The organism is Nostoc sp. (assembly GCF_036917155.1).
Taxonomy (GTDB): Bacteria; Cyanobacteriota; Cyanobacteriia; order Cyanobacteriales; family Nostocaceae; genus Nostoc.
Genome location: NZ_JBALDZ010000037.1, coordinates 1 through 13516 on the forward strand (window position 1 = coordinate 1; position 13516 = coordinate 13516).

Genomic DNA, 13516 nt, shown 5'->3' on the forward strand with positions numbered 1-13516 from the left:
CATCAGTTCGGGGGTGGGATTCGTCACCGCCCCGACATTCTTCCCATCGCCGCCATAAGAGGACGGCGTGGGGCTGCTGTCGGAAATAGCTCAAACCACTGCTCTGAAACAGCATCAGCTTGCTTTTTTAATATTTTAGGAGCAAAAGTAATTTATGTACATCTTCATGCAGAATTGGTATTAGACGTTAGACATTTCCAAAAATTAATTCTGCGTTGCTCAAAATCCTTGGTAGGGACAATTCATGAATTGTCCCTACGTCATTTTCGGAGATGTCTATTGTGAACTATGGTGACAGCATAAGTTATTGCTGTTGTATCTGTTTTTGTACCCAAATCCGAAAAGCTTTGAGCGTTGCATTTCTGCCTGCTGTTATACTTTGCTCTAAATGTTGGGGAATTGCTTCAATTAGTGAGAAGAGAGGAAAATTTAGGCTTTGCTGAGATTCTACATAATGTCCGTCTTGCAAAATATTAATTTGGAGTTTTCCTCGATCGAAACGCCAAAGCTCAGGCACTTTTAGCGCTTCATAAATATTAGGATGAGTGCGAGAAGTAATATCAATTTCTAGAGCTAAATCTGGAGGAGGATCTACTGCTAAATCTAGCCGCTTCTTGCCGCGAATCTTAGATTCATTTTTGATATAGAAACACTGATCGGGTTCTATACCTTGAACCATTGCTTGGTTTTTGAAAGTAGTAGAACCAAGGCATCTAAACTCAATGTCTAATTCTTCCAAAAGAGCTTTGACTAAATCGCTAATAATTTCTTTATCGTCTTCATGTTCTGGCAGTGGGGCCATAATCTCCAGTATTCCCCGATCATAAGCAATTCGTGCTGCTCGGTGTTCCCCTAAATCTTCTAGAATTGCTTCCAATTCCTTCCAGGTTACATCTCGCAATAGCACTCTTTGTCCTGGTGGAACATGGATGCGCTTTAATTCCAACAACATCATTTCCACTCCTAGTAGCTGAAACCTAAATTTAGCTTACTCTAGTTGACTAATGCGCTGCGACAATTTTGCTGCTTCATGGCTAGTGTATACTGGGGCGATCGCTCCAAAAAACCAGAGTAAAGAAAAAACCTCTGGAATTCCCAGAGGTTTTGGTTCCTGATTTAGTTTCTACTTGTTACTCCAATTTCTCCTCAGTCATTTCCTGATAATCAAAAAAAATTATTTGAACAACAAGATCCCCGACTTCTCTAAGAAGTCGGGGATCTAAGCCTTGCGATTTTATTTGTATATTGAGTCTCAAACTATCTACGCGATTAATTCTTCGCCTGTGGCTGCGAACCAGGAATCGTTACATCTATTGGTGTCACCTTTGCTGCTAGCTGTGTCAATGGTGGTTGAATGGCGGTTTGATTCCCCACTACTAGAGTCACGATCTTTTCTGGCTTGAGGTATTCTCGTGCTACCCGTTGGACATCGGCTGCTGTGGTGGCAGCGACGGCTTTTTGATAGCGAAAGAGAAAATCAGCAGGATAGCCATAATATTCGTATCGCATCAACCGAGATAAAGTTTGGCTGGGATCTTGAAAGTTGAACACAAAGGAGTTGAGTGTAGACTCTTTAGCAAAAGCTAGTTCTTTTGCTGTCACTCTTTGAGTTTGGGTACGCTTGATTTCAGCTTGTAAAGCTTTGACAAACTGGACGGTAGCATCCGATCGCGTTTGTCCACCAGCAACAAAGATGCCAGGATAATCGTAGCGGGGACTCCACTGCCCGTAGACAGAGTAAGCCAAACCTTGACGCGATCGCAATTCATTAAATAAGCGTCCACCAAATCCATTTAACACCCCATTTAATACATCCAGCGCCGCATAATCGGGATTGTCGAAACGTCCGCCTAAATGTCCCAGAAGCACACTACTTTGCGTTAGTTGTGGCTGGTTGACAAAAAATACTCCACCTGTATTAGCTGACAAAACCTTTGGTAATGTGGGTTTAGCAATACCTGGATTACGCTGCCAATCGCCAAACTTAGCTTGAATGAGCGATCGCATTTTCTTACTATCAAAATCGCCCACAATCCCCAAAATTATATTATTGGGGTGAAAATATTGCTGATAAAACTTGAGCAAATCCTCACGCTCAACCTTATCTACCGTTGCATACTCAATGGTGCGAGAGTACGGGCTATCTTTGCCATAGATCAATTTTTTAAATTCCCGACTAGCAATCCCATCTGGATTGTCATTACGACGGGCAATGCCACCCTTGGCTTGTGTCTTAGCTAAGTCTAGCTTTTCTTGAGCAAATACAGGCGATCGCAGCACCTCGGCAAACAGCCCAAACACCGTTTCTAAATCTTCGCTGAGTGCGTCAAAGCTAGCACCACCAGAAGCCTCACCAATACTAGCTTCTACAGATGCCGCTCGTTGTTCTAATATTTCGTTGAGTTCATCAGCCGAATGCTGCTTAGTTCCTCCAGTTCGCATTACCGCGCCTGTAAAACCAGCCAACCCGACTTTCTCCGGTGGTTCTAAGCGATTCCCTGTGCGTACAAACGCCGTTCCATTCACCAACGGTAACTCATGATCCTCCATCAAATAGACAACCAAGCCATTTTGCAGCACAAACCGTTCATACTTAGGTAACTTAATCTCAGGTAGCGGTGGCAGTTGCAACTCTGTATAATGCTTTGCCTCAGTCGTCGCCGCCAGAGAAAAATTACAAGTTAAAAGTAAACACGCAAAAACAGCAACCAAAGCATAAATCAGCCCCTTCTTATTTTGAATTTTCAACCCTATCTGCCTTTTCCCTTTTACCTTGTATCTCTGCATATCTCTCTTCCTTTGCGCCCTTTGCGGTTCGTTTCTCATGCTTCTTTCGACAACAACTTCCCAATCGTGCGATTTTCTGGCGTAAACGTCTCCTTTGCCACTCGCACAATATCAGTCGTCGTCACGGCTGCAATATCATCCAACTGCTTAAACAAATTCCGCCAAGAGCCAGTTTTCACCTCATATTCCAATAATTGTTGAGCCATCCCCGTATTAGAATCGAGGGTACGTAACAAACCTGCCCGTGCTTGGGTTTTCACCCGTTCTAAATCAGCCGTTGCTACAGGCTCAGTTTTTAATTTGTCAATTTCTTGCCGCAAAGCCACCGCCAACTCATCAACTGTATGACCAGGAGCCGTGAGAGCATAGAAAAATATCAGATTTGGGTACTTATCTCCAGGAAATCCGCTATAACCTTGGGCACTTAGCGCCAAACGCTGCTTTTCTACCAAAGACTTATATAGCCGCGACGTGCGCCCATCACTTAATAAACTGCCAATAATTTCATAGATTGCATTATCTGGATGAGTCACAGCCGGACGGTGATAACCTTCTAAATACCAGGGTTGAGAAGATAGCTGTAAAGTAACTTCCCGTGTTTGTTTTTGTGGCGGTTCCACCGGAATTTTTTCCACAGCTTTGGTTTTTGCTTGAAAGCGGCCAAAATAAGTTTGTGCCAGTTTTTTCACTTCAGCCGGATTGACATCTCCGACAATAGCAATGGTCAAATTACTTGGTACGTAGTGAGTATCAAAAAACTCCTGGACATCTTCTGGTGTTAGATTGCGAATATCTTCGTCATAACCAATCACCGGACGCCTATAGGGATGGACTTTGTAAGCCGTATCGATAAATTTTTCCGACATCAATCCAATGGGGGAATTCTCCACCCGCATCCGTCGTTCTTCTAAAATTACATCTTTCTCTTTATAAAACTCACGACGAATTACCGGATCGAGAAATCGTTCCGACTCCAGCGACATCCAAAGTTCTAGCTTATTGGCAGGAAAGCTATAAAAATAACGAGTGGCTTCAGTAGAAGTATTGGCATTTAAACCCACACCTCCCGCTTGTTCGACAATTTGCCCCAACTCGTTTTGCTTGACTAGCTTGGCTGCTTGCGATTCCACTTGCTTAAACTCAGTTTCTAACCGAGAAACCTCATCTTTTTTGCCATCGGCTTTCGCGGTTTTAATTTGGGCATTCAACTTCTCTAAGGCTTCTAGTAGCGGTTTTTCTTTTTTGTAGTCTTGTGTACCGATGCGCGTCGTACCTTTAAACGCCAAATGTTCGAGAAAGTGAGCTACACCAGTTTTGCCATCTACCTCATCGACACCACCAACATTTGCATAGGTAAGAAAAGAAACCACAGGCGCTTGATGCCGTTCCAAGACGATGAATTTCAAACCATTGTCGAGGCGAAACTCCGTTAACTGCTTGATGACTCGATCTAGATAAGGTTGGATGGAACTTTGAACTGGCGGGGTTTGAGTTTTGGTTTCTTGAGGAGGAGGTACTGTCTGAGTTTGAGCTAGAGCAACTTCTGGTAGCAATCCCCACGAGAAGATAATCCAAGTCAACAAAGCGATCGACAACCGCCGCAATATGACAGATACTCGATCTGACCAATCCAAAATCCCCAATTTAAAATCCAAAATTGACCGACTGCTCTGGCTCATAAGCGAAAATTACGATAAAGTTACATTACCTAAAAAACAGGATACTTAGCAAAAGAGCGTTAATCTTGTATTGAGCTTTCAGTGGCTCTTTATGCTTGACGTTAGACAATAATGCTACAAATCCTGTTACGGATATCTAACCATAACTGTTATGCGAATTTTTAATTCTTCCCCACCTTCAGAAGCTCAGACGCGCACCCGGATTTTAGAGGCTGCACAACGGTTGTTTGCCTCTCAAGGATTTGACGGTACTACCACCCGCGATTTAGCACAAGCAGCAGGTGTAGCTGAAGGCACTCTATTTCGTCATTTTCCCAATAAAAAAGCAATTTTGGTGGAAGTAGCCACGAGTGGTTGGGTAGAGATTCTTACAGATTTGTTAACAGAATTAAGTGAAATGGGCAGCTATAAAGCCGTAGCTCAGGTGATGCGCCGCCGGATGTGGAATTTCCAAAAAAATGCCGATTTGATGCGCGTTTGTTTTATGGAGGTACAGTTTCACCCCGATTTACGCGATCGCATTCAATTAGAAGTCATTACCAAAATGACTGATGTGGGCGAAGCATTCTTTCAAACAGCAATGGATAAAGGCATTTATCGTCAAGGGGACGCCAAGCTAGTTGCAAAAGTTTTCTTAGGAATGTTTGTGATCGCAGGTTTTTCTAACAACACCCTCATCGAACCTGATGCCTCCCCCCAACAAATGCAGGAAATGGCCGAAGGACTTGCTGATATATTCCTGAATGGTGTCTTGGTTAAAGAGTGAGGAGTGAGGAGTGAGGAGTGAGGAGTGAGGAGTTATGAATTTTAACTCCAAACTCCAAACTCCAAACTCCAAACTCCAAACTCCTAACTCCTAACTCCAAACTCCAAACTCCAAACTCCAAACTCCAAACTCCAAACTCCTAACTCCTAACTCCAAACTCCTAACTCCAAACTCCAAACTCCTAACTCCAAACTCCTAACTCCAAACTCCAAACTCCAAACTCCTAACTCCAAACTCCAAACTCCAAACTCCTAACTCCAAACTCCAAATTCCTCACTCCTAACTCCAAACTCCAAATTCCTCACTCCTAACTCCTAACTCCTAACTCCTCACTCCAAATTCCTCACTCCTAACTCCTAACTCCTAACTCCTCACTCCTAACTAATTATTGTTTTCGCTTGCTGACTCCACTGTTGTACTAGCTCAATTGCTGGACACAAATCTCGGCGCTGCATTGTGGCTACTTGCAAGCGCATAATTTGTTGGTGCAATCTGTGAGTGGGAGTTTGAGCTAACTGCACCACAGAACCAATACCCGCATGAAGCAATAAACCACAATATTGTGTCCCTACGCTGGGAATACGCGCCAAGTCAGCTAAAGCCATCCATTTATTTACATACTGAAGATGAATCTGTAGTTTATTTGCTAATGCTAGTCTCGACTCTAGAGTTTTACCTTGTTTGAATAGCGCTACTGTGCTGGTAATTCCACAATTTTGCAGTTGAGATTGTTCTTCGTCGCTCAGTCCAGGTAATTGCTCAATTGGCCAATCACGAGATTGGATAGTAGTTCTACTATCTTTGTGTTTAGCAGACATTTTTGAAATAAAAATATAGGCTTGTTTAAATATTGTGACAGTTGTTTCTTCGCAAAATTACGCTTTTGCGCGTTACGGCTTGTATGGCAAAAAAGATGCGATCGCTTCTTATAGCTTTCTTGACGTTAAAATGGGCGTAAACGATCTCCAGTTTAGCTAGTATACGGTAGATTGCAGGAAGCTCATGACCCAGATTCCGAAAAGCGCACCCCAGTTGTATGAAACAGACTTTGCAGTATGGACAGAAAAAACTGTACAACTCATTCGTACTGGACAATTTGGACAAGTAGACTGGGATGCTGTGATTGAGGAGATTGAAAGCTTGGGACGGTCAGAACGACGAGAGTTGAAAAGCCGCTTGGAAGTATTATTACAGCATTTGCTCAAGTGGCAATATCAATCTAGTTGCGGAGTGGCTTTTGGCGAAATACGATTGATGAGCAGCGCCACAAAATTGTAGATTTACTGCAAGAGAGTCCCAGTCTCAAGTCTTATCCAGAAGAAGTTTTAGCCCAGTGCTATCATCGGGGATTGAAAGCTGCTAGTAATGAAACTGAACTACCAATAAATACGTTTCCAGTGGAATGTCCTTATTCCATTGCCCAAGTTCTTGATAATGAGTTTTTGCCAGATATTATTGATTTGTAATATTAAGTTGATGCGGTAAATAACTCCCCTCGCAGCACAGTTACCGCTTGTCCAGAGAGAAAGACGCGATCGCCCCCATCATAATATACCTTCACCACACCACCGCGACTGGATGCCTGATAAGCCAAAAACTCATTTTTGTGCAGGCGATCGCGCCAAAAGGAAGCAAGGCAACAATGAGCCGCCCCAGTCACTGGGTCTTCATTAATACCCAATCCCGGTGCAAAGAAGCGCGATACGAAATCGTATTCGGAATCATCATTGGCGGTGCTAGTGACGATTACATCACCAATAGACAACGTTTTCAGGAGTTGGAAATTGGGGTGTACTTGCCGTACCAAATCTTCAGATTCTAATTCCACTAAATAACCTAGTGAATTCTGCAAGACAGATTTGTATTGTACACCCAAAGCTTCACTAAGTTCTGGAGGTGCGATCGCTGCTTGTGAGTGATTCACAGGAAAATCCAACTCAATCCACTCACCTTGCAACTTCGCAATCAGCACTCCACTTTTGGTATAAAAAAGTGCAACTTCATCAGGTAACAAATGTCCTTCTGACCAAAGTACATGGGCGCTAGCTAAAGTTGCATGACCACAAAGCGGTACTTCCACTGTGGGCGTAAACCAACGCAGATTGAAACCATCATCCTGTCTGACTAGAAAAGCCGTCTCAGATAAATTCATCTCTTGGGCTACGTTCTGCATCCAGCCTTCATCTTGGGGAGTAGGCAAAACACAGACAGCAGCCGGATTACCTGCAAATGGTGTATTGGTAAAAGCATCAACTTGAGTAATGATTTGTCCCATTAGAGTCACGTCGCTTCGCTCCGAATTCAAAATTCAAAATTAATGATCCTCATAAATAAATTTAGACGTAGGTTGGGTGGAGGCTTTGCGTAACCCAACATCCTAATATATGTTGGGTTGCGCTCCGCTCCACCCAACCTACAATTTTTTTGCAACATTTTAGCCTTGCCACGCCACTACATTGTGTTAATCCAAATGAGAACCGCTATATACAGTACCTTATAAATTAGAAATACAATCTCCAAAAACTAGAGTCAATGTTAAAGCAAAACCAAAACATGAGGATAAAAATCTTCAGAAGCATCTTTGCTGCGGTCAACTTAGCGCTAATTTCTGGAGGATTAGTTAGCTGTGTTGTTGAAGCCCCACAGCCAATTGCTCCAACTGAGCAACAAAAACCAGTCGTACAATCTACCCAACAGCCTAAGCAGGCAAAGCAGAACGACAAAGATGATGATAAAAAAGATAGCGATCGCAAAAATGATAAAAAAGATGACGATCGCAAAAATGATAAAAAAGATGACGATAAAGACGATAACGATTAAATAAAGGTAAAATTATCATCTTAAATTTATGCTTATCCCACAAACTTCTACTTCCCTAATCGAGACTTTACGCCGCCGACGCCAACAACTAGCCAACCTCATTGATTTTCCAGTAATTCTGTGGTCAGGTAGCAACAATCCGCGCAACTTTCCTGCAAATTCTTTTCCGTTTCGTGCTAGCAGTCATTTCCTCTATTTTGCCGGACTGCCATTATCAAAGGCAGCAATTCGTCTAGAAGCAGGCAACCTAGAATTATTCATCGACGATCCATCACCCAGCAGCGCCCTTTGGCATGGAGAAATATCAACGCGCGAGGAAATAGCCGAAAAGATTGGGGCGGATGTGGCTCGACCAATGGCAGAATTAGAGTCTTGGGTAGAAGATGCTGCTACACTTGCTGCTCAAGATGCAGCTACTTGGACGCAGCAATCACAGATATTAAATAAATGGGTTTTACCGCAAAGTCCTCCCCAAGGAATTGACTTGGAGTTAGCTAAAGCGATCGTTTCTCTCCGCCTCATTCACGATGATGCGGCATTAACCGAGTTGCGAAAAGCTGCTGCTGTGACTGTAGAAGCCCACAAAGCTGGGATGGCTGCAACACCCCAAGCCAAACTAGAAGCAGAAATTCGTGCAGCGATGGAAGGGGTAATTATTGCCCACAATATGACCACCTCTTACAACAGTATTGTCACTGTTCACGGTGAAGTTTTGCATAACGAGCATTATCACCATAGTTTGCAACCAGGTGATTTACTACTTGCCGACGTTGGCGCTGAAACCGAGATGGGTTGGGCAGGTGATGTAACTCGCACGTGGCCAGTTTCGGGGAAGTTTTCATCTACCCAAAGAGATATTTATAATGTTGTATTGGCAGCCCATGATGCCTGCATTGCCAAAATACAGCCTGGTGTAGAGTATGGGGATATTCATTTACTAGCGGCTACAGCGATCGCTGAAGGTTTAGTAGAGTTAGGCATTTTACAAGGAAATCCCCAAGATTTAGTAGAAATCGATGCTCACGCGCTGTTTTTTCCTCATGGTATTGGTCATCTACTGGGTTTAGATGTCCATGATATGGAAGATTTGGGCGATTTAGCCGGGTATGAAGAGGGGCGTGAAAGGAGCGATCGCTTTGGCTTAAGCTACCTCCGTTTAAATCGCCCCCTGCGTCCAGGAATGTTAGTCACAATTGAGCCTGGTTTTTATCAAGTACCAGCAATTTTAAATGATGCTAATGTCCGTTCAAAATATCAGAGTGTGGTGAATTGGCAGCGTTTATCTGAATTTGCCGATGTCCGCGGAATTCGCATTGAAGATGATGTTTTAGTTACTACAGAAGGCAGCGAAATTTTAACAGCTGCATTGCCAAACGATGCCGATACTGTAGAAAATCTAGTCAATGGCTGAGTTCATACTGAAAGGCATTTCTTTGTAAATATTTTCAGTATGATGTTACGTGCTACTATGGATTTTCGAAATTACTGGATTGACCTTTAATCCAGCCAAGCATTTGACTTCGCACATTACGTTTAGATCGTGAATCCAGCAATATCCCTAACATAGAGGCATCACGATCATCATAAGTGTTAGAGTACTGCTCTGGATCTCGATTTACCAAGCCCCTTCGGGGCGGGAACTCTTAACAGGGAACAGAAAAAAAATTAGCCCCGAATACAGGGTTTAAAGCCCCTAAATTTATTTATGAAAAGAGATAAAAATATTTGAAACGAGATGGCGTCAGCCACGATGTTTCAATGTGTCCTTGTACAAATCCCCTGATTTTAATTATGGGGATTTCCCTGTTGCCTGTTGCCCGTTCCCTGTTCCCTTTTAACTGCACTTCCGCAATCTTTACGCTTTCTGCAACCACCTCAAAACGCACTTTGAAAATGCAAAAACCAGTCCAACTACGATGCAAGTATAGCCAAGGAGTGTCATAGAAAATAAACCACTTATCTTCCATCTGCTCTGGAATTACTCCAGCAGCAATCTGGTCAAATTCTTCCTGTGAGTAAACTTTTTCTAGCGTTATATTTGTGGATATAGAAGGCATAGGTTCTGTCTTCCAATCATTACGTTTAGCTATTTGCATAGTTTTAGTTTCATTGTATATAAATCCAATTTGACTCCTGAATCACTCATAGAGAAAGGAATAGAGAACAGGGAAGAAGGAATAAAACTACACTAAAGTTTTGTTCAAAAATAAAGTAGGATTCCTATAGAACTTTCATTTCCCCAAACCCAGATGATTTTGTAAGGCTTGGCGCATGACTTCTACAGGCAAAGTTTCCTGCTGCAACCAGATTTTTAATGCTGCTACCCCTTGTTGCACTAGCATTTCTAATCCATCGATCGCAATTGCGCCTTGTTTTTCAGCCTGCTGGAGAAATTGCGTCGGTTTAGGAATATATATCAAATCGTAAGCGATCGCACCTGTTGGTAAATTCGCGATTTCTTCTACACTCAAAGGCGATTCATCAACTTTGGGATACATCCCAATCGGAGTTGTGTTTACCAGCAGATTGGCTTGGGGAATGAGCTTTGGCAATTCCTCCCATTGATGAACCTGGAATTTATCAGCTAGGGATGAATTGCTGCAACTATTGCGGAATTCTTCTAATTTCTGCATATTGCGCCCAACAACATGAATTTGGGCAAAACCTAGCTGAGTACAACCTGCTACAACTGCTCTGGCTGCACCACCATTGCCTAAAATTACCGCTACTTTCTGACTCCAATCTTGTTTATATGTTGTTTGCAAAGGAGCAATAAATCCTTCTATATCTGTATTTGTGCCTACCCATTGGTTATTTTGACGGCTAACAGTATTCACTGCTCCGATAGTTTTAGCCAGGGGAGTAATTTCTGAGAGGAGGGGGATGATTGCCTGTTTGTGAGGTATTGTCACACTAAAGCCGACAACCCCAACAGCCACGAAACCTGCGATCGCCACCTCTAAATTCTGTGGTTCAATCGGAAAAGGTAGATAAATGTAATCTAATCCTAATTGTGCGATCGCAGCATTATGCATCACTGGCGACAGTGAATGTTCCACCGGATGTCCAATGACTCCTAGTAGTTTAGTTTTGCCTGTAATTTTTTTAGCCATTAGTCATCAGTCATTAGTCATCAGTCATTAGTCATTAGCCATTAGCCATTAGCCATTAGCCATTAGCCATCAACCATTAGCCATTAGCCATCAACCATTAGCCATTAACCATCAACCATTAGCCATCAACCATTAGCCATTAGCCATTAGCCATTAGCCATTAACCATTAACCATTAGCCATTAGCCATTAGCCATTAGCCATTAGCCATTAGCCATCTCCCTCGCTCCCCACTAGCTTACAATTATTAAAAGCTACTTAATATTTCTTTAAATCATGCAGGTAACTACAGCCCCCTCTACAATTCCAATTCCTGGTAAATATTGGCAGTGGCGCGGGCACAACGTTTACTACGTGCGTGCGGGAGAGAAACAAACGCAACGTCCGCCCTTGCTTTTGGTACACGGATTTGGTGCTTCTACAGACCACTGGCGCAAGAATATCACAGGATTGTGTCAAGATTTTGAAGTATTTGCGATCGACCTTTTGGGATTCGGGCGATCGGCAAAACCAAAATTGCAGTACAGTGGCGACTTATGGCGCGATCAACTCCATGATTTTATCAGCGAAGTGATTGGTCAAAAAGCAGTATTAGCAGGTAATTCCCTTGGTGCTTATGCTTGTTTATGTGTTGCCGCCCAACGTCCCGATAGCGTAGCTGGATTAGTGTTGCTTAATAGTGCCGGGCCTTTTAGCGAAAGCCAGGCGACATCTGAACCAGAAGCTTTACAAACCCAAATTCAGCCACCCAAAAAACCCTCGTCTTTAGAGAAACTCCTCGGTAACTCGGTTAAATGGATGTTTCAACAACCTTTAGCTCAGTTTCTCTTATTTCAATACGTCCGACAACGTTGGGTAATTCGCCAAACTTTAGAAAAGGTATATCTTGATAAAAGTGCAGTAACAGACCAATTGGTAGAAGAAATTTATCGTCCTGCTTTTGATGTGGGTGCGTTAGATGTATTTGTTTCAGTTTTTAGCAGTCCTCAAGGGGAAAAAGTTGATGTGCTGTTAAAGCAATTAACTTGTTCTTTATTGATGTTATGGGGAGAAGCTGATCCTTGGATGAATACTAGAGAACGTTCTCAAAAATTTCGCCAATATTGTCCTGAATTGACAGAACATCTCTTAACAGCAGGTCATTGTCCCCATGATGAAGTTCCCGATAGAGTAAATCAACTTTTACGCGATTGGGTGTTGTCTATTCCTCACTGATATTAAGTTTCACTATAAAACATTGTTTAGAGACGCTATTTATTGCGTCTCTAAACAGTGTTTTCGTATGAAAAAGATAGTTAGTTAACAATTCAAAATTCAAAATTCAAAATTAAAGACATTTCAGACATTCGCGTAGCGTCTTGTAGAGAAGAGAAGTGCCTTGCGATAAGTTAAGAGCGTTGTGGCAACTGACGCTCCTCCGTCGCTAACGGGGGATTTAAACCCCGACTGAAATGGGTGCTACATGTAGATTGCAGGTTCTTAAACCCTTTAATTTACGATAAAAGAGTAAATTGCTTGAAACACACTTATCTAATTATTTAAAAATATATGATTTAATTTCTTGCTCGATTTGGTCAGTAATTACCTCAGTTCCCATATCGATTTTATCGAGATTAACCCTCACAAAATTTGTTTTGTCTTCTGCTGTAAACTTTTTATCATTATCCGAGTCTTTGATAATTTTTAGAAAAAGTGCGTTTTGACTGGGAACAACAACCCAACTAATTATTCGAGTATTATTTGGGGTAATTTGCTGGAGGTTCTTACCTGATAAATCAGAAATATAGCCAATAGTTGCATCTTCGCTGTTAAGCTTTTTATCTGCATTTGTGTCTTGGTCAATAATTTTATACAACCAAACTCTTGTAGTGGGCTTCTGTGCTACTTTTACCTCCAATAAATCAAAGGAGTTGATAATGGCTTTTTTATTTAATAAAAGATGAGCTTCGCCACTTTGCTTTTGATAAAAGATGATGTTATACAATTGGTTAGTTCTTTCATTTTCATAAGAACGTGAAATTTTTAAATCAATTCCTTTATCTTTGTTTTGCTCTGAAAGAGCAACAGGAATCATCAGATAATCTGACTGTTCTTTAATAATTAAATCACCATAGACAAGATTTGGTTGTGGCTGCGGTTTGTCAGTTGCTTTTGCTTGTTCTACATTTCTGCTAATAGAAGACTTACAAGAAAAAGAAAGGGTCGCTATAATAATAGCTGTAGTAATTTGTTTTAAAAAGCTATAAGTTTTCATCAAATTCTCCTAGCAGGATATGTTGCTGTCTTATTTTATTCCCTGCTGGAAAAATCACCATAGTCTGAATTGCAGTTTATATTTCAAAAAACTTTAGA

The 13516-nt window shown here is 42.0% G+C and carries 16 protein-coding genes; 8 read left to right on the plus strand and 8 right to left on the minus strand.

Annotation, left to right across the window (positions count from 1 at the left end; all coding sequences use genetic code 11):
* A partial coding sequence (locus V7K67_RS06315; RefSeq protein WP_335165668.1) for a hypothetical protein occupies positions 1–285 on the plus strand: 285 nt, incomplete at its 5' end.
* 19 nt (positions 286–304) lie between these two features.
* On the opposite strand, the gene V7K67_RS06320 is transcribed toward V7K67_RS06315, so the two are convergent.
* The 3 genes from V7K67_RS06320 to V7K67_RS06330 all read right to left on the minus strand — a co-directional run bounded on the left by V7K67_RS06320 (position 305) and on the right by V7K67_RS06330 (position 4466).
* On the minus strand, positions 305–952 hold the full coding sequence (locus V7K67_RS06320) for a Uma2 family endonuclease (RefSeq protein ID WP_334732219.1): 648 nt from the start codon (positions 950–952) through the stop codon (positions 305–307).
* A gap of 317 nt (positions 953–1269) precedes the next feature.
* The gene (locus V7K67_RS06325) at positions 1270–2787 is read right to left on the minus strand and encodes a M16 family metallopeptidase (protein ID WP_334732193.1); all 1518 of its coding nucleotides are present in this window, start codon (positions 2785–2787) and stop codon (positions 1270–1272) included.
* A gap of 35 nt (positions 2788–2822) precedes the next feature.
* Positions 2823–4466 (minus strand): M16 family metallopeptidase, encoded by a 1644-nt coding sequence (locus V7K67_RS06330; protein WP_335165671.1) that lies wholly within the window; start codon positions 4464–4466, stop codon positions 2823–2825.
* Between the two features lie 151 nt (positions 4467–4617).
* On the opposite strand from V7K67_RS06330, the gene V7K67_RS06335 reads away from it, so the two are divergent.
* Positions 4618–5232 (plus strand): TetR/AcrR family transcriptional regulator, encoded by a 615-nt coding sequence (locus tag V7K67_RS06335; RefSeq protein ID WP_335165673.1) that lies wholly within the window; start codon positions 4618–4620, stop codon positions 5230–5232.
* A gap of 377 nt (positions 5233–5609) precedes the next feature.
* Here V7K67_RS06335 and V7K67_RS06340 read toward each other — a convergent pair whose 3' ends face one another.
* Positions 5610–6050 carry a DUF4332 domain-containing protein gene (locus V7K67_RS06340; protein WP_334732191.1) on the minus strand — a complete coding sequence of 147 codons (441 nt, stop codon included), beginning with the start codon at positions 6048–6050 and terminating at the stop codon, positions 5610–5612.
* A gap of 34 nt (positions 6051–6084) precedes the next feature.
* Here V7K67_RS06340 and V7K67_RS06345 point away from each other — a divergent pair, with 34 nt between their 5' ends.
* The 3 genes from V7K67_RS06345 to V7K67_RS06355 are packed head-to-tail and all read left to right on the plus strand — an operon-like array spanning position 6085 to position 6698.
* Positions 6085–6210 carry a hypothetical protein gene (locus V7K67_RS06345; RefSeq protein WP_335165676.1) on the plus strand — a complete coding sequence of 42 codons (126 nt, stop codon included), beginning with the start codon at positions 6085–6087 and terminating at the stop codon, positions 6208–6210.
* Positions 6211–6234: 24 nt separating this feature from the next.
* Positions 6235–6510 carry a DUF29 domain-containing protein gene (locus V7K67_RS06350; RefSeq protein ID WP_334732190.1) on the plus strand — a complete coding sequence of 92 codons (276 nt, stop codon included), beginning with the start codon at positions 6235–6237 and terminating at the stop codon, positions 6508–6510.
* Positions 6456–6698 (plus strand): DUF29 domain-containing protein, encoded by a 243-nt coding sequence (locus V7K67_RS06355; RefSeq protein WP_334732189.1) that lies wholly within the window; start codon positions 6456–6458, stop codon positions 6696–6698. The genes V7K67_RS06350 and V7K67_RS06355 overlap by 55 nt, the downstream gene beginning before the upstream one ends.
* Positions 6699–6700: 2 nt before the next feature.
* On the opposite strand, the gene V7K67_RS06360 is transcribed toward V7K67_RS06355, so the two are convergent.
* On the minus strand, positions 6701–7507 hold the full coding sequence (locus V7K67_RS06360; RefSeq protein ID WP_335165678.1) for a PhzF family phenazine biosynthesis protein: 807 nt from the start codon (positions 7505–7507) through the stop codon (positions 6701–6703).
* Positions 7508–7785: 278 nt separating this feature from the next.
* On the opposite strand from V7K67_RS06360, the gene V7K67_RS06365 reads away from it, so the two are divergent.
* Positions 7786–8052 (plus strand): hypothetical protein, encoded by a 267-nt coding sequence (locus V7K67_RS06365; protein ID WP_335165680.1) that lies wholly within the window; start codon positions 7786–7788, stop codon positions 8050–8052.
* Positions 8053–8080: 28 nt separating this feature from the next.
* On the plus strand, positions 8081–9463 hold the full coding sequence (locus V7K67_RS06370; protein ID WP_334732187.1) for an aminopeptidase P family protein: 1383 nt from the start codon (positions 8081–8083) through the stop codon (positions 9461–9463).
* 292 nt (positions 9464–9755) lie between these two features.
* Here the strand turns inward: V7K67_RS06370 and V7K67_RS06375 are convergent, their stop codons facing one another.
* Both V7K67_RS06375 and V7K67_RS06380 read right to left on the minus strand, forming a co-directional pair.
* Complete coding sequence (locus tag V7K67_RS06375) at positions 9756–10148, minus strand: hypothetical protein (RefSeq protein WP_335165682.1); 393 nt, start codon at positions 10146–10148, stop codon at positions 9756–9758.
* Positions 10149–10283: 135 nt separating this feature from the next.
* Positions 10284–11165, minus strand: a complete 882-nt coding sequence (locus V7K67_RS06380) for a shikimate dehydrogenase (RefSeq protein WP_335165684.1) — start codon at positions 11163–11165, stop codon at positions 10284–10286.
* Positions 11166–11440: 275 nt separating this feature from the next.
* Here V7K67_RS06380 and V7K67_RS06385 point away from each other — a divergent pair, with 275 nt between their 5' ends.
* On the plus strand, positions 11441–12379 hold the full coding sequence (locus V7K67_RS06385) for an alpha/beta fold hydrolase (protein WP_334732184.1): 939 nt from the start codon (positions 11441–11443) through the stop codon (positions 12377–12379).
* Positions 12380–12698: 319 nt separating this feature from the next.
* Here V7K67_RS06385 and V7K67_RS06390 read toward each other — a convergent pair whose 3' ends face one another.
* Positions 12699–13418, minus strand: coding sequence for a hypothetical protein (locus V7K67_RS06390; RefSeq protein ID WP_334732183.1), 720 nt, complete (start codon positions 13416–13418; stop codon positions 12699–12701).
* Positions 13419–13516 lie beyond the last annotated feature (98 nt).